Annotated in this window: 17 protein-coding genes; 14 read left to right on the top strand and 3 right to left on the bottom strand. The window is 63.4% G+C overall.

Going from position 1 to position 18,609, the window contains the following annotated elements:
- The 7 genes from OSH05_RS12600 to OSH05_RS12630 are packed head-to-tail and all read left to right on the top strand — an operon-like array spanning nt 1 to nt 6,720.
- Nucleotides 1-1,110: an ABC transporter ATP-binding protein gene (locus OSH05_RS12600; RefSeq protein WP_104219697.1), complete on the top strand. Its 1,110-nt coding sequence runs from the start codon at nt 1-3 to the stop codon at nt 1,108-1,110.
- Nucleotides 1,107-2,054, top strand: coding sequence for an ABC transporter permease (locus OSH05_RS12605; RefSeq protein WP_104219698.1), 948 nt, complete (start codon nt 1,107-1,109; stop codon nt 2,052-2,054). The genes OSH05_RS12600 and OSH05_RS12605 overlap by 4 nt, the downstream gene beginning before the upstream one ends.
- A complete protein-coding gene (locus OSH05_RS12610; RefSeq protein ID WP_104219699.1) occupies nt 2,051-2,854 on the top strand; it encodes an ABC transporter permease in 804 nt (267 codons plus the stop codon). Before OSH05_RS12605 ends, OSH05_RS12610 begins: the two co-directional genes overlap by 4 nt.
- A 24-nt stretch (nt 2,855-2,878) precedes the next feature.
- A complete protein-coding gene (locus tag OSH05_RS12615) occupies nt 2,879-3,346 on the top strand; it encodes a nucleoside deaminase (RefSeq protein ID WP_104219700.1) in 468 nt (155 codons plus the stop codon).
- 29 nt (nt 3,347-3,375) lie between these two features.
- Nucleotides 3,376-4,908, top strand: coding sequence for an amidohydrolase family protein (locus OSH05_RS12620; protein ID WP_104219701.1), 1,533 nt, complete (start codon nt 3,376-3,378; stop codon nt 4,906-4,908).
- Between the two features lie 4 nt (nt 4,909-4,912).
- Nucleotides 4,913-6,250 carry a thymidine phosphorylase gene (locus tag OSH05_RS12625; RefSeq protein ID WP_104219702.1) on the top strand — a complete coding sequence of 446 codons (1,338 nt, stop codon included), beginning with the start codon at nt 4,913-4,915 and terminating at the stop codon, nt 6,248-6,250.
- Between the two features lie 14 nt (nt 6,251-6,264).
- The gene (locus tag OSH05_RS12630; protein ID WP_104219703.1) at nt 6,265-6,720 is read left to right on the top strand and encodes a VOC family protein; all 456 of its coding nucleotides are present in this window, start codon (nt 6,265-6,267) and stop codon (nt 6,718-6,720) included.
- Nucleotides 6,721-6,808: 88 nt separating this feature from the next.
- Here the strand turns inward: OSH05_RS12630 and OSH05_RS12635 are convergent, their stop codons facing one another.
- On the bottom strand, nt 6,809-7,843 hold the full coding sequence (locus OSH05_RS12635; protein ID WP_104219704.1) for an aldo/keto reductase: 1,035 nt from the start codon (nt 7,841-7,843) through the stop codon (nt 6,809-6,811).
- Nucleotides 7,844-8,174: 331 nt separating this feature from the next.
- Here OSH05_RS12635 and kdgD point away from each other — a divergent pair, with 331 nt between their 5' ends.
- Both kdgD and OSH05_RS12645 read left to right on the top strand, forming a co-directional pair.
- Nucleotides 8,175-9,116, top strand: a complete 942-nt coding sequence (kdgD, locus tag OSH05_RS12640; RefSeq protein ID WP_104219705.1) for a 5-dehydro-4-deoxyglucarate dehydratase — start codon at nt 8,175-8,177, stop codon at nt 9,114-9,116.
- A gap of 24 nt (nt 9,117-9,140) precedes the next feature.
- Entirely contained in the window at nt 9,141-9,986 is an 846-nt protein-coding gene (locus OSH05_RS12645) for an NAD-dependent epimerase/dehydratase family protein (RefSeq protein WP_104219706.1), read from the top strand.
- A 12-nt stretch (nt 9,987-9,998) separates the two neighbouring features.
- Here OSH05_RS12645 and OSH05_RS12650 read toward each other — a convergent pair whose 3' ends face one another.
- Nucleotides 9,999-11,594, bottom strand: a complete 1,596-nt coding sequence (locus OSH05_RS12650) for a GMC family oxidoreductase (RefSeq protein ID WP_104219707.1) — start codon at nt 11,592-11,594, stop codon at nt 9,999-10,001.
- A gap of 216 nt (nt 11,595-11,810) precedes the next feature.
- On the opposite strand from OSH05_RS12650, the gene OSH05_RS12655 reads away from it, so the two are divergent.
- The 4 genes from OSH05_RS12655 to OSH05_RS12670 all read left to right on the top strand — a co-directional run bounded on the left by OSH05_RS12655 (nt 11,811) and on the right by OSH05_RS12670 (nt 16,504).
- Nucleotides 11,811-12,890, top strand: coding sequence for a sugar ABC transporter substrate-binding protein (locus OSH05_RS12655; protein ID WP_104219708.1), 1,080 nt, complete (start codon nt 11,811-11,813; stop codon nt 12,888-12,890).
- Nucleotides 12,891-13,001: 111 nt separating this feature from the next.
- Entirely contained in the window at nt 13,002-14,021 is a 1,020-nt protein-coding gene (locus OSH05_RS12660) for an ABC transporter permease (RefSeq protein WP_266352298.1), read from the top strand.
- Between the two features lie 4 nt (nt 14,022-14,025).
- Nucleotides 14,026-15,528 carry a sugar ABC transporter ATP-binding protein gene (locus OSH05_RS12665; protein WP_104219709.1) on the top strand — a complete coding sequence of 501 codons (1,503 nt, stop codon included), beginning with the start codon at nt 14,026-14,028 and terminating at the stop codon, nt 15,526-15,528.
- A 7-nt stretch (nt 15,529-15,535) separates the two neighbouring features.
- A complete protein-coding gene (locus OSH05_RS12670; protein WP_104219710.1) occupies nt 15,536-16,504 on the top strand; it encodes an ABC transporter permease in 969 nt (322 codons plus the stop codon).
- Nucleotides 16,505-16,587: 83 nt separating this feature from the next.
- On the opposite strand, the gene gloA is transcribed toward OSH05_RS12670, so the two are convergent.
- On the bottom strand, nt 16,588-17,004 hold the full coding sequence (gloA, locus tag OSH05_RS12675) for a lactoylglutathione lyase (RefSeq protein WP_104219711.1): 417 nt from the start codon (nt 17,002-17,004) through the stop codon (nt 16,588-16,590).
- Between the two features lie 160 nt (nt 17,005-17,164).
- Here gloA and OSH05_RS12680 point away from each other — a divergent pair, with 160 nt between their 5' ends.
- Nucleotides 17,165-18,598: an FAD-binding oxidoreductase gene (locus OSH05_RS12680; protein WP_104219827.1), complete on the top strand. Its 1,434-nt coding sequence runs from the start codon at nt 17,165-17,167 to the stop codon at nt 18,596-18,598.
- The last annotated feature ends 11 nt before the right edge of the window (nt 18,599-18,609 follow it).

An 18,609-nucleotide genomic window follows, 5' to 3' on the forward strand; every position in this document is an offset into this window, starting at 1 on the left:
ATGACCGGAAGGGCCGACTACGACCTCGAACTCCTGGCCGTGTCCAAGAGCTTCAAGGATTTCGTCGCCGTCGAGCAGGTTAACCTCGCTGTCAAGCGGGGCGAGTTCGTCGCGATCATGGGGCCGAGCGGCTGCGGCAAGACCACGCTGCTGCGCATCCTCGCCGGCCTCGAGACGATGAATGCCGGCCAGCTCCATATTCGCGGGCGCGACGTTTCCGATGTTCCGGTCAATTTGCGCTCCACCCGGCTGGTCTGGCAGAACTACGCGCTCTTTCCCCATCTCGACGTCTTCGACAACATCGCCTTCGGCCTGACGCTGAAGCCCTATGACCGCGCCGTCGTCAGCGGCAAGGTCAAGGCCATGGCTGAACTCGTAGGTATGACGGATTTCCTGAAGCGCCGCATTGGTCAGCTCTCCGGCGGGCAGAAGCAGCGCGTCGCGCTCGCCCGTGCGCTCGTTACCGAGCCGGATATATTGCTGCTCGACGAGCCGCTCTCCGCGCTGGATGCGCATCTGCGCATCCGCATGCAGGGGGAACTCCGCCGCATCCAGCAATCGCTCGGCATGTCGTTCATCTATGTGACGCACAACCAGATCGAGGCCTTCTCGATGGCGGATCGCGTCGTCGTCATGAACAAGGGCCGGATCGAGCAAATCGACACGCCGGAAGGCATCTATAACCGCCCGAAGACGCATTTCGTCGCCAGCTTCGTCGGCACCAACAATCTGTTCGCCGGCCGAATCCTGTCGAGCGTCGATGGCTTCACGACGGTCCATTGCGAGCATGGACCGGTCATGGTCGCTACCGGCGACGCGCCGCCGCCAGTTGGGGAACTCGTCACGGTCGTCGTCCAGGCCGACAAGATGACCAGGGCGCCCACCGGTCTCCCGAATGAGAATGCCGTCGCCGCCGTGCTCCGCGGGCGCGAATATGCCGGCTCGCAGAATGTCTATCTGATGGACCTCGTCGACGGTACCGAGATCAAATTGGTCGCACAGGGCGGCATGAGCGAGAGCACGGCGCTCGGGATCAATGATCCACTGACCGTCTATTTCTCGCCCCGGGACGCGTCGCTGATCGCCGGTGGCGGGGAGGCGAGACATTGAGCGATGGGACGGCCCTGAACGGAGTGGTGGAGGGGAGGGCGCGGCGGCTTCGGACGCCGAATGACAGCCCGCTGAAATGGCTGTGCCTCGCGCCCGTTGCCGTCTGGTTCGTCCTGCTCTTTGGCCTGCCGCTGGCCTTTCTCGTCTGGATCGGCTTCTGGCGGATCGAGGATTTCCAGCAGGTCCCGGATTTCTCGCTCGACAATTACCGCGAGATCGCCGGCAACCTCTTCGTGAAGTCGCGCTATGGCCTTGCCATGCTGCAATCCTTCTGGGTGGCGGCGACCACAGCGCTGGTCGCTGTCGCCTTCGCCTATGGCATAGCCCTTGCTATCGCCTTCGCGGTCCCGGCGAAACGCCAGCGCTTGGCGCTCCTCTTCGCCGTCGCGCCGTTCTGGAGCAGCTATGTGCTCCGTCTCTACTCCTGGCAGACGATCCTTTCCAAGAATGGCGTGGTCAATTCGGTGTTGAAGGCGGCCGGTATCGATGTCGTTCGTCTCGACGTCATCTACACGCAGATCGCGACCCGCATCGGCCTGGTGCATTACCTGACGCCGATCCTGGTGGTGATCCTGTATGTGACCGTCGCCAATATCGACCGCACCCTGATCGAGGCGGCGCGCGAACTGGGCGCCACGCGCTGGCAGGCCTTTCGCCGGGTGATCCTGCCGCTTTCGAAGGTTGGACTGATCACCGCCGGCTCCTTCGCGGTCATCATCGCGCTCGGCGATGCTCTGTCGGGCAATCTGCTTGGCGGGGGCACCGGGCGGTCGCTGATCGGCAAATATCCGCTCTTCGCCAGCATGCTGATGACCGATTATTCGAGCTCGACGAACCTGCCGCGCACTTCCGCGCTCGCCACGATCCTCATCCTGATGATGATCCTCGTTCTGGTGACCGGCGCGATCTTTGCCGGAAGGGCGCAGCGGAGGATTTCGGGATGAGCCGCAACCCGTGGCCCTTCATCGGGCGCCTCTATCTGGCCACGACCTATCTGTTCCTGTTCCTGCCGATCGTCGTCCTCATTCTCTTCTCGGTCCAGAAGAACCGTTTTCCAGGGTTCCCGCTGCAGGGCTGGAGCCTGCAATGGTACGAAAAGCTGTTCCACGAGGGCACGTTGATCGCCGCGCTTGGCAACAGCCTGATCGTCTCGCCGACGGCCGCGACGGTCGCGACGGGGATCGGCTTTCTCGCCGCCTACGCGCTCAACCGCTTCGAGTTTCCGGGGAAGGCATTGCTGTCGGGCATCATCGTCCTGCCGATCCTGATCCCGCCGCTGATCCTCGGCGTCGGCTTTCTCGGCCTGCTGGCCCGCGTCAATCTGAACGGGTCGCTGTTCTCGGTTTTCCTGACCCATGTCGTGTTGCTGACAGCGCCAGCCATGGCGATCATCCAGCTACGCCTCGCCCAGATGCCGGCCTCGATCGAGGAGGCCGCCTGGGATCTGGGAGCGACCGAATGGCAGACGCTCCGGCGCGTCGTGCTGCCCTTCGCACTGCCCGGCCTGCTCGGCGGCTGGCTGCTCGCCTTCACCTTTTCCTTCGACGAATTCATCATCGCCTGGTTCGTCTCCGGCTTCGATCAGACACTGCCCGTGGCGATCTATTCCGTGCTCGTCGCGGCGATGGACCCCTCGCTGAATGCGATAGGGACGATCGTCTTCGTCATTTCCGGCCTGATCCTGCTGGCCATCGAACTCGTGCTGCTGCCGCTCATCTTCGGCCGCGACCGCGCCGATGCCTGACCCTAAACCATGAAGGAGGACCAAATGACCCCGAAAGAGATCATGGCGCATGCGATCGACATCAGCCGCCGCGAACTGCACGCTCGTGGCTACCGGCCGTTTGCCGCCGTCATCGTCAAGGATGGTGAGATCATTGCCGAGGGCTGCAACGATACGGTCGAGAGCTTCGATCCGACCGGCCATGGCGAGGTGGTGGCGATCCGCAACGCGACACGAAAGCTCAAGACGTCCGACCTCTCCGGCTACGAGATCTATACGACCTGCGAGCCGTGCTCGCTCTGCGTGGCCGCGATCTGGTGGGCGAAGCTTGACAAGATGTACTACGCCAACACGCTGGCCGACTGTGCCACGCTCGGCCTCGACTGCGCGCCGCTCGAGAGCGAGGTCAGCCTGCCGATTGCCGAGCGGAAGCTGCCGACGGAACGGATCCTCGCCGAGGAGGCGCATCTCGTCTTCGACGAATGGGTGAAGTCACCGGGCTTCAACGCCTGAGCCTACCCCTTTTTATCCGGAAGAGCCCCATGTCCATCTTCATCCGTAACGCTACCCTTCTGACCCTCGATGGCCCCGATGGCACGGAGCCGTTCACCGGCTCCGTGCTCATCGAGGGCGACCAGATTGCGGCCATAGGACCCGATCTTGTCGCGCCGGAGGGCGCCGAGATCATCGAAGGGCGCGGCCGGCTGGTCATGCCGGGCCTTGTCAATTCACATTTCCACTCGTCGGAGACCTTCTTCAAAGGCCGCTACGAGCATATGCCGCTCGAAATCTGGATGCTCTACGCCTATCCAATCCTGTCGAATGGCCGGATTCCCGAGCGCCTACTCTATCTGCGGACCCTGATCGGGGCCATGGAATCGCTGAAAGGCGGCGTCACCACCATGGTCGACGACTTCTTCGACCCGCCGTTCCAGGATTTCGAGCGCCACAAGCTTGTATTCGATGCCTATGAGGATGCCGGCATCCGGGCCCGGATCTCGAACAACGTCATGGACAAGCATGTCCTCGACACGATGCCGTTCCTGCGCGAACTGGTGCCGGCCGAGTTGCAAGCCGAAATCGGCGGCCCCGAGGTGACGATCGCCAGCCATGAGGAATATTGCAAAGCCGCCTTTGCAGACCTGCATGGCCGCGCCGGCCGGCTCTATTTCATGGTTTCGGCCTCGGCCCCGCAGCGCGTGACGCCGGAGCTGATGCAGGCCAGCAGCGAACTAGCGCTGCGCTATAATTCGCCGCTGCACACCCACATCCTGGAGACCAAGACCCAGGCGGTCACCGGTGATGAATTTTACGGCAAGACACTGATCCGCTACATGCACGATATCGGCGTGCTCAAAAGCAACGTCACCATCGCGCATTCTGTCTGGGTCACGGATGACGATATGGCGCTGATGGGCGATGCCGGCGTCTCGATCGCGCATAATTGCATCTCGAACCAGAAGCTTTCCGCCGGCATTGCGCCGATCCGGCGGCTGATCGATGCGGGGGTGAATGTCGGGCTCGGCACCGACGGCATGTGCTCGAACGATACGGCCCGCATCTTCGACGTCATGCGTGCCGCCGGGCTGATCCATGCCGTGGCCACGCCGGAATATACCCGCCTCGTCTCGTCGCGCGAGATCCTGAAGGCGGCGACCATCGTCGGCGCGCGCACCGCCCTGCTCGATCAGGTGACCGGCTCGCTCACCGTCGGCAAGAAGGCCGATCTCCTCGTACTCAAAATGTCCGGGTTCAACTGGACGCCGCTCAACGACATCTGCCATCACCTCGTCTATTGCGAGAACGGTTCCTCGATCGAAACGGTAATGGTGGCCGGCAACATAGTCGTGCAGGACGGCAAGCTGACCACGATTGACGAGGACGCTATCCTGGAGGAGGTGCATGAGCTCGTTCCCGCCTGGCTGGCGCAGCATGCCGAGGTCGAGAAGCGCAACCAGGTGTTCCGGCCCTATTTTGCCGAGATGCACCGTCGCGCGACGTTGCGCGACATCGGCATAAACCGCTACCAGGGCGACCTCCCGCTCTGGCAGGGCCAGAACCGTCCGACCGTCTGACGTCATGACCCGTTTCTTTCCGCAGGAAGTCATCCGCAAGAAGCGTGATCGCGGCACGCTGTCTCCGGAGGAAATCGCCTTTTTTGTCAAAGGCATCACCGATGGATCAATCAGCGAAGGCCAAATCGGTGCCTTCAACATGGCCGTCTATCTGAACGGCATGGAGCGGGACGAGACGACGGCTTTTGCCCTCGCCATGCGCGATTCCGGCGACGTCATCGATTGGAACTCGATCGGCCTTTCCGGCCCGACGATCATCGACAAGCATTCGAGCGGCGGGGTCGGCGACGAGAAGGTCAGCCTCATCCTCGCACCGCTTGTTGCCGCCTGCGGCATCCATATGCCGATGATCTCGGCGCGCGGGCTCGGCCATACGGGCGGCGAGGTCGATCTGATGGAAAGCATGGGCTGCCACATCGGCCCACCGTCGGAAGTCTTCATGAAGACGGTTGCGGATGTCGGCTGTGCCATCATCGGCCCGACCGGCCGCCTCGCCCCCGCCGATGCCCGGATCTACTACGTGCGCGATGTCACGGCGACGGTGGAATCGATCCCGCTGATCACCGGCTCCATCATGTCCAAGAAGCTCGCCGCCGGCATCAACGGGCTGGTGATGAGCGTCAATTTCGGCTCAGGCGCCTTCATGACCACGATCGAGGATGCACGCGCGCTGGCACAAAGCATGCTCGGGGTTGCCGAGGGCGCCGGCGTGCCGATGGTCACGCATCTTGGCGACATGGACGAAGTGATGGGCGACGCGGTCGGCAGTTTGCCGCAGATCCGCGAGGTGATCGCCTTCCTGACCGGCGGGCCGCGCGAGGCTCGGCTCGAGATCATCGTCATGGAACTCGCAGCTGAGGTGCTGGTCATGGGCGACCTTGCGCCCGATCTGGGAACCGCGAAATCAATGCTCGCGGCGCGCCTTGCCGATGGCAGCGCGGCTCAGAGGTTCGGGCGCATGGTCGCCGCTCTTGGCGGGCCGGTGGACCTCGTCGGGGCTCCCGACGCGCATCTGGAGCGCGCACCGTACATTCGCCCTGTCTTTGCATTGGGCGAGGGCTCCGTGGCGCGCGTCGATGCCCGTGCCGTGGGCATGGCTCTGCTGTCGATCGGTTCCGGCCGCACGCGTCCCGACCAGTCCATTGACCATGCTGTCGGGCTGACGGGCATGATCCATGTCGGGGATGTCGCCGGCCCGGAACGGCCGATTGCGATGCTTCATGCCCGTGACGAGGCGGCATGGGATCGGGCCGCAGCCGGGCTGCGCGCCGCCGTCACGCTCGCCGACGCGGCCGTTCCTGCCCGTGCCGTGCTCCACGATCGTCTTGCAACCGCTCTCTAGTCAGGGATTCTCCGATGTCGCCCGCAACCGTCTTCGCCCAGCGTCACGCCATCACCGATGTCTGCGTCCTTTGCAAGGACGTCGAGGCGTCAGTCGCCTTCTATGTCGACAAGCTCGGCTTCAAGCTGCGCCGCCGCGCGGAGGGCTTTGCCGATTTCAAGGGGGCCGGCCTGACGCTGGCGCTATGGGAAATCGGCCATATCAGCCAGCACACGGGCGTCTCGGCCAAGCGAGCGACCGGTGGGCACAATGTCGCCATCGCCGTCGAACTGGCGACGCCCGCGGAGGTCGATGCCGCCTATGACGAACTCACCGGCCGTGGCGTCGCCTTCATCGGTCCGCCCGAGGACTATGTCTGGAACGCGCGCTGCTGTTATTTCGAGGGCCCGGATGGCGAAGTCTGGGAACTCTATGCCTGGCTCTCCGGCGGTGCGATCGGCGATGTCGAGGAGGTCGAAGCGCCAGCGTGACTATTGCCGGGGAGGGTGCATCCAACCGCCGTCCTCCCGGCTATTCCAATACACGGCATGTCGCCGTCGCCAATGCTAGGGCAGGCGATCAGGCCGTAGGGACAGGGGCGGTCGGCTCAATAAGCCCGGCCGCCTTGAGGTCCGTCCACAAGGCTGGCGGCACAGGCTCCTTCAGAAAGGCCAGATTCTGTTCCAATTCGCCCACGGATCGGGCGCCGGGAATGACGCTTGCAACGGATGGATGCCCAAGCGGGAATTGCAGGGCCGCCGCGGGGAGCGAAACCTTGTGGGCCGCGCAGATCGCCTCGATACGGCGAACGCGTTCCAGAACGGCCTCTGGCGCCGGACGGGTGTTGAAGGTGGCACCCTCAATAGCGCCGGTAGCGAGGATTCCTGAATTGTAGGGCCCGCCGATGATGATCCGGGTTCCCCGCTGTTCGCAGAGCGGGAACAGCGTCGCCAAGGGCTCCTGCTCAAGCAGCGTGTATCGGCCCGCCAGCAGGAAATAGTCGAACGTACCCGCCACGACGAAATCGGACAGCATCTGCCATTGGTTGATGCCGACGCCGACGGCCTTGATGACGCCTTGCGAGCGCAGCGCATCGAGGGCGGGATAGGCGCCTTCCATCGCCTCCCTGAAGCGACTTCTGGCGAAGGGATCCTCTCCGGGGCCGAAATGAAGGGCTTCGTCGGGATCGTGGATCGAAACCATGTCGACATAGTCGGTGCCGAGGCGCTGCAGCGTCCCCTCGATCGAGCGCATCACGGCGTCCCGCGAGTAATCGAAATCGGCACGGAATGAGCCAGGCTGCTCCCAAAGCGTGGGCTTCAATTCATCCGGGGGGATCGGGACGAGATCGTATCCGACCTTGGAGGAGATCACGATATCGGCGCGTGGAAGTGACTGGATAGCCAGCCCGAGCCGCGTTTCGCTCACGCCGAAGCCATAGACCGGCGCCGTGTCGAAATAGCGGATGCCGCTTTCGTAGGCCGCATGTACCGTCTGGACCGCAGCTTCCGTATCGACGGCACGGTACATATTGCCGAGGCCTGTTCCACCAAGCCCGATGGTGGTCACGTTCAGGCCGTTGCTGGCGACGGCCCTGAATTCGATCTCTGCCATTTGCTATCCCCGCCTTCCTGTCGCCGCGATTCCGGCCATGCCGCGGCTTTGTCAATGTGCCGCCCATTCTCACGGCAATCCCCGCCTGAGCGGGCATTTCGAATGAGGATTGACACATAACTTGTCATATAACAATGTAACCGCACAATAGATTTTGATGGCGCTGTAGGCGGCTTGAAGTTCCCGTTGCAGGTGGATCTGACGCGTGCCGCATGGCTTGGATGGCGCGATATCGGGCGGCGATTCCGTCGATCCGCGCCATCGTCCTGATCATCACCGCCCGTGCGACCGGCTGATCTGGTCGCACAGGTTTCGATATGGAGTATTCGACGTGACGTTCTCGCCTGCCGAATTGACGACCTCGCTGGCTCGGGGGCTCCTGTCGTTCCCTCTCACATTCTTCGATGGCTCCGGCGCCTTCAACGAAGAGGGCTATCGTGCCCATGTTTCACGCCAGGGTGCGGCGGGAGCGTCGGGTCTCTTCGCGGCCGGCGGGACGGGGGAGTTCTTTTCGCTGACGCTCGATGAATACAAGCGGGTGGTCCGGGCGGCGTCGCAGGAGATGCCCAGTGATCTCCCGCTTCTGGCCGGCGTCGGCTATGGCACGCAAATGGCGATCGAGTTCGCCAAGGCGGCCGAGGCGAATGGCGCCGACGGGCTGCTGGTTCTGCCGCCCTATCTCGTCCGCTCCGAGCAGGATGGGCTGCGCCAGCATCTGGCCGCGATCTGCCGTTCGGTCGATATCGGCGTGATCGCCTATAATCGCGACAATGCGATCCTTGCCCCGGATACGCTGGAGCAACTGGCTGATGAGTGTCCGAATCTTATCGGTCTCAAGGATGGTGTGGGGGACATCGAACTCTTGACCGCTCTACGGTCCAGGATGGGGGAGCGCCTGATCTTCATCGGCGGGATGCCGACGGCCGAAGTCCATGCCAGCGCGGCCATGGCGATCGGCATGACCACTTATTCCTCCGCGATCTACAATTTCGCTCCTGAGATGGCGCTCGGCTTCTTCTATGCGCTGCGTGCCGGCCACACAGCGGAGATCGAAGCCCTTCTGCGCACGTTCTTCCTGCCCTATCTCGCGATACGAAACCGGCGGGCGGGCTATGCCGTCTCGATCGTCAAGGCGGGTGCACGCATCGCAGGGATCGATTGCGGGCCGGTCAGGCTGCCGTTGCTGGACCTCGCGGGCGATGAGGAAGAGCGGCTCGCGGCACTGATGCGGTCATGCGGCCTGCCGGTCGCAAGGGCGGCGCACGCGGCGTAACGCCGACCGCGCGAGGTCGGGCGCATGAAAGGACAGGAATTGCCAATTCTCGACAGGCCGGTGTTGCTGACTGGCGCAGCCGGCACAATCGGAAGCTTGCTGGCCGAGAGGCTGTCCGCTCTCGGCTGGACGCTGCGGCTGACGGATCTCGTCGATCTTCCCATCCCGGTTCCTACCGGCTCGACATTCGACCGTCTCGATCTTGAGGACTTCGATGCCGTCCACCGCCTCGCCGAGGGCTGTGGCCTGATCCTGCATTTCGGCGGTGTCTCGACGGAACATCCGTTTGAGGCGGTGCTGGGCCCCAACCTGCGCGGCGTTTTCCATATCTACGAGGCAGCGCGCCGCCAGAAGGCGCGTGTCGTCTTCCCGTCCTCGGTGCATGCGGTCGGCCTCTATGATCGATCGGCGGTTCTCGATCAGGACTGCCTGCTGCGGCCGGACGGCTATTACGGCCTGTCAAAGGCCTATGGTGAAATGCTGGCGCGGCTCTATTGGGACAAGCACGCCGTGGAGAGCGTCCTGATCCGTATCGGGTCGGTGCTTCCGGAAGTGGGAGACGAGCGGCATCTCTCGACCTGGATCTCGCATGATGATTTCGTTCGCCTGATTCAGCGCTGCGCCGAAGCCGGGCAGGTCGACTGCTCGGTGATCTGGGGTGCGTCCAACAATAGCCGAAGCTTCTGGCGGCACGATGCCAGACGAAAGATTGGCTGGACGCCGCTGGACTGCTCGGATGATCAGGCCGAGCGGGTGCGGGGCAAGGTAACCGACGACCCCGTCGTGGAGCGATACCAGGGCGGGAAGTTCGTCGTCGACGACTATAGCCGGGCGGACTTCCCACCCAGCGCCATGTTTGACGACGACTGATACGCCGGACGGCTAAGCCGCTGCCGGCACGGTCCCTTTGATGAGGTCGGCTGCCTTTTCGGCGATCATGATTGTGGCGGCGTTTGTGTTGGATGAGATCAGGCGCGGCATGACCGAGCTGTCGCAGACACGAAGCCCTTCAATGCCCCGCAGCCTCAGCTCCGGATCGACGACGCTGTCGGCGTCGCCGCCCATTCGGCAGGTTCCCACCGGGTGATAGGCGGAGCGTGCGTGCTCGCGGGCGAAGGCGACATAGTCGCTCTTGGTGCGCACGCTGTCGCCTGGCAGATGGAGGCGCCGGATGAACGGCCTGAAGGCTGGCTGGGATAGGACCTCCTGGCTCAGCTGGATGCCTTCGACCGTCCGCTCGAGATCGTAGGGCTCCGCGAAAGCGTTTGGATCGATGGCGGGAGCCATGCGCGGATCGACCGAGCGCAGCGTGACGGCTCCGCGCGAGCGGGGTCGCACATGATAGGAGTTCAGCGTGCAGCCATGGCCCCCTGGGACTCCGCCGATGCCCTCTTCGAGCCCGGCGCCCGGCAGGAAATGGAACTGCAGGTCCGGTGTCGCCTCGCTGCGATCTCCCCACCAGAATCCGCCGGCCTCGACGATGTTCGATGCGACGGGTCCCTTGCCGAACAGGAGATATTCGAGACCGGCCATGGCCTGCCAGCGGCGCTTCTTGTAGCGATCAATGCCGAAGGATCCCGACAGTTCGGCCAGGACATCGACGTCCATGTGGTCCTGGAGATTCTGCCCGACCTCCGGCACGTCGTGAACCATGTCGATCCCGAGGCGTCGCAGGGGTTCGGCAGGTCCGATGCCAGAAAGCATCAGCAGCTTCGGCGAACCGATGGCTCCGGATGTCAGCACGACCTCACGGTCGGCGCGCAACGTGACGGGACGGCCGTCCTCGACAATCTCGACGCCAATGGCCCGTCCCGAAACGACGACGATGCGGTTCACGAGAACGCCGGTTCGCACGGTCAGGTTGGGGCGACCGGCCGCTGGGCGCAGATAGCCGACGGCTGTACTGCTGCGTCTCCCTGCGCGCGTCGTCGTCTGGTAGAAGCCGGCACCGGCCTGATGGCCGCCGTTGAAGTCGGCATTGTAGGGCAGTCCCGCCTGTTGCGCCGCGCGCACGAAGACGCGCGTCAGCGGGTGCGGGCTCGTCGAGCTCACGCCGAGCGGCCCGTCATTGCCATGATGCTCGCCGCCAAAAGTATCGTTGCCTTCGGATTTCCTGAAATAGGCCGAGACGTCGTCATAGCCCCAGCCGGGGCACCCTTCGGCGTCGCGCCAGGCGTCATAGTCCTCCGGGCATCCGCGCGTGAACACCTGGGCATTGATCGAGGATCCGCCGCCGAGAACGCGCGCCTGCGGATAGACCATTCGTCTTCCGGCGAGCTCGCTGCCCGGCTCGGTCTCGTATCCCCAGATCAGCGGCCCGGCCGTCATCTTGAAGAAGCCGACCGGCAGATGGATGTAGAAATTCGTGTCGCGCGGCCCGGCTTCGAGGAGCGTGACCGTGACCGAGGGGTCCTCGCTGAGACGTGCGGCTAGCACGCAGCCGGCTGATCCTCCCCCGACGACGATATAGTCCGGCATGCGTCTCCCTCCGACATCGCGGCTAGGCATTTCTGCCGTCTACGCCGTCTTTTCGCGGTCACATTCGCAAGCCCCTTGCCGACGGTCAAGACTATGCATATGGTGAGCTTCTTGAAGGGTTGTCGTACAAATAAGATCACATGACCTCTTCTGCGTTCAGATGCCGGGGAAAAAGGGCGGCATCTGTTCCGGCTTCATTCAATGGGAGGAATACGAATGAACAACCGATTTTCGCTGCGCTTCGGCGTCATGAATCGCAGGTCTTTCCTGACGACGGTCGCTGCCGGCGCCACGGTGGCCGCGCTGCCGACGAAGCTGTTCGCGGCTGACAAGCCGACGCTTGTTACGTCCATCCGCTCTCTATCCAACCCCTATCACGCGGTGTGGAAGGCCGGCGCCGAGGCCTTCGCTTCGTCCATCGGCCTCGATCACGTGACGCTGGTTTCCGAAGGCAACAGCGAAAAGGGCATCGCCGATATCAAGGCCCTGCTCGCCAAGACCGGCGGCAACATGGTCCTGAATTCGGACCCGAACGATACGCCGGATGCGCGCCCGATCGTCGAGGCCTGCGCCAAGGCCGGTGCCTATGTCGTCACCCAGTGGAACAAGCCGAAGGACCTGCATCCGCAGGACTTCAATCCTTTCTACGTCTCCCATATCGAGTTCGACGGCGTCGCCAGCGGCAAGCAGATCGCGGAGATCCTGTTCAAGTCGATCGGCGGCTCGGGCGGAATCATCGCGCTTGGCGGCCAGATCTCCAATACCGCCGCGATCGAGCGCAAGAAGGGTCTCGAGGAGGCGCTTGCCGCCAATCCCAATATCAAGCTGCTCGATTTCCAGGTCGCCAACTGGAAGTCTTCCGAGGCCTATGACCTGACCGGCAACCTTCTCACGCGGTTCGGCGATCAGGTGAAGGGCGTCTGGGCGGCGAATGACGATATGGGCACCGGCGCGCTTGAGGCGCTGCGCGCCGAAGGCCTTGCCGGCAAGGTGCCCGTCGTCGGGGTCGACGGAATCAAGGCGGCCGTCGATGCGGTTCGCAACGGCGAATTTGCCGCCACGGTCACGTCCGACCCGTTCTGGCAGGGCGGAATGGGCCTGTCGATCGCGATGCAGGCGCTTCAGAAGAAGTTCGATCCCACGACGCAGCCGGCAGATCACCGGGAATTCTACGGCAAGGCGGTCCTCATCGCGAAGGACAATGTCGAAGAATATTACAAGAACAACATCGAATCCCAGCCCAAGGTCGACTGGAACGATCTCTGGGGACGGGTGACGGGTCCGATCAGAACTTAGTTTCTCTTGTAAAAGATCGCGCGAAGCGCACTGTTCCGTCCGCGCCGGCGAAATCGCCGGCGCATTTCGGCAGCTGCCGGCACGCTCCGGCCATGAGCGGGACTTCGTTTGTTGACCGCAGATATCGACAATCTCAAAATCGCCAGATCGCCCGAACGAACGTCGACGATCCTTAGAGCCGTGCGCGGGCTGGCGAACCGGCGGGCCGCGCCGCTCTTCGTGCTGCTGGCCCTTTGCGTTCTCATCACGCTGGCGAACCCCAGCTTCATCGAGCCGCGAAATCTCGTCCGTATCGCCAATTCCGCCGCGGTGCCGCTGACGCTGGCCATGGGGCTCACCTTCATCATCCTGCTTGGAAGCATCGATCTCTCGGTCGAGGGATCGCTGTCGATCGCCGCCATGGTGGTGGTGCTCCTGGCAACCAATGACGCCAACACCAACCACTATGGCTGGTTGGCTGTCATCGCGGCGATCGCTGCCAGCACGGTGATGGGCTTTGCCAGCGGGCTGATCCAGACGCTGCTGCGCATACCCTCCTTCATGGCGACGCTCGGGGTCTGGTTTATCGGGCTTGGCATTTCCGTCTATATGCTGGGCGGCTCGGCGGTTCGCCTCATGGATCCGTCAATCCGCGACCTGGCGCTGGCGCGCTTCGCTGGTCTGCCGCTCGGCGTGTGGGTGGCGCTGGCCGCTTTTGCTCTGGCCTGCACCGTCCAGTTCTACACGCGCCTTGGTCGCCATATCGTGGCGGTTGGCGGCGGCGAAGATCTGGCGGAGCTTTCCGGCGTCAATGTCCGCCGGGTGCGCATCCTGGCTTTCGGCCTTGCCGGCTTCTTCTTCGGGATAGCGGGCGTGCTGTCGGCTGCCCAGCTTGGTCGCTCGGATGCCGTCATCGCGGATGGACGGCTGTTCGCGGCCGTTACCGCCGTTGTGGTCGGTGGCACCGCGCTGACTGGCGGCGAGGGCGGCGTCATCAACACGCTGATCGGCGTCCTGATCGTGACGATCCTCGGCAACGGTATGATCCTGCTCGGGGTCTCGCCCTATGTGCAGCAGACCGTGCAGGGATTGATGATCATCGCTGCCGTCGCGCTGTCGCTGGACCGCCTTCGCCTCCAAATCGTGAAGTGACGCGATGCTCTCAGCGCATTCGATCAGCAAGTCATTTTCAGGCGTTCCTGCGCTCAAGGGCGTCTCGCTGGAGATCCGCCCCAACGAGGTCGTTGGCCTGATCGGCGAGAACGGTGCCGGCAAGTCCACCCTGATGCGGATTTTCGCGGGTACGCATCAGCCCGATGGCGGGACGTTGATGCGGGATGGCGAACCGGTACGCCTGCGCCATGCCCGCGATGGCGCCGCCCATGGCATCGGCATGGTGTTCCAGGAGCAGTCGCTGCTGCTCAATCTGTCTGTCGCCGAGAACATCTATCTCGGCCAGGAGAGCCAGTTCGTCCGATTTGGGCTCGTCGATTGGAAGGGGATGCGTTCCGCCGCGAAGCGACAGCTGGGCAAGATCGGCGTCGATATCGACGTGACCGCGCGAACCTCGGAGCTGACCTTCGCCGCCCGCCAGATGGTGGAACTAGCCAAGGCGCTGACGCTCGAGGAGACCGTCGAGCGACCCCTCGTGATCCTTCTGGACGAACCGACTTCGGTCCTGAGCGGCGGCGACATCGAAATACTGTTCAACCGGGTCCGGTCGTTGAAATCGCGCGCAAGCTTCGTCTTCGTGTCCCACCGTCTCGACGAAGTGCTCCGCATTTCCGACCGGGTCTACACGATGAAGGATGGGGAAGTGGTGGCGGAGCATCGTGCCGCCGATATCACCGGTCCGGAACTCCACAAGATCATGGTCGGCCGCGGCTTGCAGACCGCTTACTACAAGGAAGACCGGCAGCTTCCGCCCCGAAGCGAAATCCTTGTCGAAGCCGCGGGCCTCGGCGCCATCGGCGCGTACAGCAAGGTCGACCTTGCGATCCGGGCCGGAGAAATCGTCGGGATCGCCGGCGTGGTCGGCTCGGGTCGCGAGGAGGTGACGCGCACCATCGGCGGCTTCATGCCCCATAGCGAGGGCACGCTGACTATCCTGGGCGAAGCCGTCCATTTCCGGTCCCCCGAACAGGCCGTGCGCCGTAGTGTCGGCTATGTCCCGCGCGAGCGTCGCGTCGAAGGACTCGTGATGTTTCTGTCTATTGCCGAGAACATCACCCTCGGCGATCTCTCGGCCGTCATCCAGAATGGCGTGATCAATTATCGGCGCGAGCGGACCCTCGCGACGGAATGGATCCGCCGCCTCCATATCAAGGCGCCCGGCCCGGATATCGCCTGCCGCAAGCTCTCGGGCGGCAATCAGCAGAAGGTCGTGCTGGCGCGATGGATGACGGCCGGCTCCCGCGTCCTCATCCTCGATCATCCGACGCGCGGCCTCGATGTCGGCGCCAAGGAGGAGGTCTATGAGCTGGTCCGCGAGCTTTCGAGCCAGGGCGTCGCCATCCTGCTGATCTCCGACACGCTGGAGGAAACCATCGGGCTTTCCCACCGGGTGATCGTCATGCGCGACGGTGCGGTCACCGCGCGGTTCGACGCCGAGCCGGGCCACAAGCCCGACCAGGTCGATGTCGTCAGGGCGATGGTGTGAGGATCCGATGAGAACCGCTTCCGATATCCGATCGCTTCTGGCCGCCGGCTGGCTCCAAGGCGCCATTCCGCCTTTCCTTCTGGTCGTCCTCGTCCTCCTCATTGAGATCGCCGCCCCCGGATTTCTCTCCGGCGAGACGCTGATGCTGCTGCTATCCAACACGGCGGTCCTCTTCATTCTGGCGGCCGGCGTCACTTTCGTCATCCTGATCGGCGGCATCGATCTCTCGATCCAGGCGGTGGCGTCGCTGGCCAGCGTCATCCTGGCGCAGCTCCTGCCGAGGCTGGGCTTGTGGGCGTTCCCGATCGCCATCCTCGCGGGCACGGTCTTCGGTGTTCTTTCCGGCTATGTGCATGTCCGGCTCAAGGTCCCATCTTTCGTGGCGACGCTGGCAACCGGCGGTGTCGTGGCGGGTATCGCGCTCTGGATCGCGGATGGACGGGCGATCACCATCGAGGAAGGTGGCCGCGCCAATACCGCCTGGATCAACGGAACCGTCGGCGGCATCCCGTCCGTCGTACTGATTGCGACGCTGATCGGGCTCATCGCCTTCTTTGCGCTGCGTTACACCCGGTTCGGGCGCTACAGCCTGGCGGTGGGTGCCGGGGAGCCGGCCGCGCTCGCCGCCGGCATCAATGTTCCCCGTACGAAGATCATCGCCTTTGCGGTCTCCGGGACGCTGGCCGCCATCGCCGGGGCGATCCTCGCGGCGCGACTCTCAAGCGGCTCGCCCAATCTCGCCAATCAGCTTCTGTTGCCCGCGATCGCTGCCGTCATTGTCGGCGGCACGGCCATCACCGGCGGCCTCGGCGGGGTTGCCCGCACGGCGGTCGGCGCCCTTATCATCTCGATCGTCCGGATCGGCATGACCTTCGTCGGCATCAACATCTTTGCGGAAAATGTCGTCTTCGGCAGCGTGCTGATCTTGGCGGTCGCGATCACGATCGACCGCAGCAAGATCGCGATCATCAAATGAGGAACGATCGTCACGGGCACAGCGAACCGGCCGCCAATGGAAAGCGCCGCGCCTGGCGGCGCGGCCTCTCTCAAACGGCCCTGTCAGGACATGGTGGCGAGGTCGATGAGCTCGATCTTGTAGCCGTCAGGGTCCTCGATGAAGGCAATATGCGTCGTGCCGTGCTTCATCGGGCCCGGCGGACGGGGAATCTTGACGCCCTGCTTTTCGAGCGCGGCGCAGACGCCATAGATGTCGTTGACGCCGAGTGCCAAATGGCCGAAGGCGGTACCGAGATCGTAGGCTTCTTCGCGTCCCCAATTATAGGTCAGCTCGACGACGGTATCCGTGTCCTCGGGACCATAACCGACAAAGGCGTTGGTGAACTTCCCTTCGGGGTAATCGTCCCGACGAAGCAAGTCCATGCCGAGCATCTCAGTATAAAAGCGGATCGATTTGTCCAGATCGAGCACACGGATCATCGTGTGCATCATTCTAAATTTCGTGGGCGTGTCGCTCATGATCGAGAATACTCCTCCAATTCGTCGAATTCGGCCGATTTTTGAGTGGAACGATCGCATGGCGCAGGCCGCGCCTTGATGTTCAAGATCAGCGTTGTATGATAACCATGCAAGTGATGCAATTGTCTAGTCGTTTTGGATCCCCGTCAGGTTGATGCCGATGCATGCCGTTCTGCCGCTTCAGGAAACTGCGCTCGCCGCCCTTCACGCCGCGATGCCGGCAGGCATGCTGCTGACGGAGGAAGCCGATGTCGAGCGCTACAGCCGCGACTGGACGGGGGATCATCATGGCCGGCCTGTGGCCGTCGCGCGGCCACGGTCGGTCGAGGAAGTCAGCCTTTTGATGCGCTGCTGCCATGAACATCGGATCCATGTCGTGCCACAGGGCGGGCTGACCGGTCTCGTCGGTGCCGCGGTACCGAGCTATCCCGGCGGCGAGGTCGTGGTGTCGCTGGAGCGGATGAACAAGGTCCGGTCGGTCCATGCTATCGATTTCGCCATGGTCGTCGAAGCGGGCTGCATTCTGGAGGAGGCGAAGCGCCAGGCCGAGGCAGTCGACTGTATACTGCCCATCACCTTTGGCGCGCAGGGAAGCTGCCGCCTGGGCGGCAATGTCGCGACCAATGCCGGCGGGTTCAACGTGCTTCGCTACGGCATGACCCGCGATCTGGTCCTGGGGCTTGAAGTCGTGCTGACGGACGGGCGCATCTGGAACGGGCTGCGCACCCTGCGCAAGGACAACCGCGGCTACGATTTGAAGCAGCTCTTCATCGGCAGCGAAGGCACACTTGGTATCATCACGGCCGTTTCGCTGAAGCTGTTCCCCAGGCCGACCCAGATCGAGACTGCGCTTGTCGGTCTGGACTCGGTCGAGGACGCGATGGCGCTCTATGCTCTCGCGCGGCGGGAATGCAGCGACCTGCTATCGGCGTTCGAGCTTATTCTGCGTGGCGGTATCGAGATCGCGATCAATGCCCGTGCCGATCTTGAGGATCCGTTGTCCGAGGTCTATCCGGTCTATGTCCTGCTGGAGGCTTCGGCTGGCGGGCGGGTCGATCTCCGGGCCCTGATCGAGGATTTCCTGGCGGGCGCGGGCCAATGGGTGCGCGATGGCGTCATCGCTTCGAACCGGACCCAGGGAGAGCGGCTCTGGCTGCTGCGCGAAATGATGGTCGAGGCCCAGGGGCGTGGCGGCCGCTATCTGAGAACCGACGTTTCCGTTCCGATATCGAGCATCGCCGCCTTCGTTTCAGACAGCCTCACGGCGCTCGCCGCTGCCCATCCAGCGGCCCTCGTGGTAACCTATGGGCATGTGGGCGACGGCAATCTCCATATGAACGTAGTCCCGCCCGAAGGCATGGCGGCGTCGGAGATGGACAGGCTTTTCCATGCGGCCGAGACCATCATCTTTGATGCCATCGACCGACATGGCGGCTCCATCAGCGCCGAGCATGGTATCGGCCGGGTCAAGCAACGGGCCTATCTCGATCGTGCCGACCCCTTGACGCTCGAACTGGCGGGCCGGATCAAGGATGCGTTCGATCCGCTGCATCTGCTCAGCGCGGGTCGGATCCTGCCCCTGCGAGACGTTTGATGGAGATAACG

This window comes from Kaistia algarum (assembly GCF_026343945.1).
GTDB lineage: Bacteria > Pseudomonadota > Alphaproteobacteria > Rhizobiales > Kaistiaceae > Kaistia > Kaistia algarum.

Coding starts and splice junctions, on each gene's coding strand:
- OSH05_RS12600 (WP_104219697.1), top strand. CDS start 1: ATGACCGGAAGGGCCGACTACGACCTCGAACTCCTGGCCGTGTCCAAG.
- OSH05_RS12610 (WP_104219699.1), top strand. CDS start 2,051: ATGAGCCGCAACCCGTGGCCCTTCATCGGGCGCCTCTATCTGGCCACG.
- OSH05_RS12615 (WP_104219700.1), top strand. CDS start 2,879: ATGACCCCGAAAGAGATCATGGCGCATGCGATCGACATCAGCCGCCGC.
- OSH05_RS12620 (WP_104219701.1), top strand. CDS start 3,376: ATGTCCATCTTCATCCGTAACGCTACCCTTCTGACCCTCGATGGCCCC.
- OSH05_RS12625 (WP_104219702.1), top strand. CDS start 4,913: ATGACCCGTTTCTTTCCGCAGGAAGTCATCCGCAAGAAGCGTGATCGC.
- OSH05_RS12630 (WP_104219703.1), top strand. CDS start 6,265: ATGTCGCCCGCAACCGTCTTCGCCCAGCGTCACGCCATCACCGATGTC.
- OSH05_RS12635 (WP_104219704.1), bottom strand. CDS start 7,843: ATGGCAGAGATCGAATTCAGGGCCGTCGCCAGCAACGGCCTGAACGTG.
- OSH05_RS12645 (WP_104219706.1), top strand. CDS start 9,141: ATGAAAGGACAGGAATTGCCAATTCTCGACAGGCCGGTGTTGCTGACT.
- OSH05_RS12650 (WP_104219707.1), bottom strand. CDS start 11,594: ATGCCGGACTATATCGTCGTCGGGGGAGGATCAGCCGGCTGCGTGCTA.
- OSH05_RS12655 (WP_104219708.1), top strand. CDS start 11,811: ATGAACAACCGATTTTCGCTGCGCTTCGGCGTCATGAATCGCAGGTCT.
- OSH05_RS12665 (WP_104219709.1), top strand. CDS start 14,026: ATGCTCTCAGCGCATTCGATCAGCAAGTCATTTTCAGGCGTTCCTGCG.
- OSH05_RS12670 (WP_104219710.1), top strand. CDS start 15,536: ATGAGAACCGCTTCCGATATCCGATCGCTTCTGGCCGCCGGCTGGCTC.
- gloA (WP_104219711.1), bottom strand. CDS start 17,004: ATGAGCGACACGCCCACGAAATTTAGAATGATGCACACGATGATCCGT.
- OSH05_RS12680 (WP_104219827.1), top strand. CDS start 17,165: ATGCATGCCGTTCTGCCGCTTCAGGAAACTGCGCTCGCCGCCCTTCAC.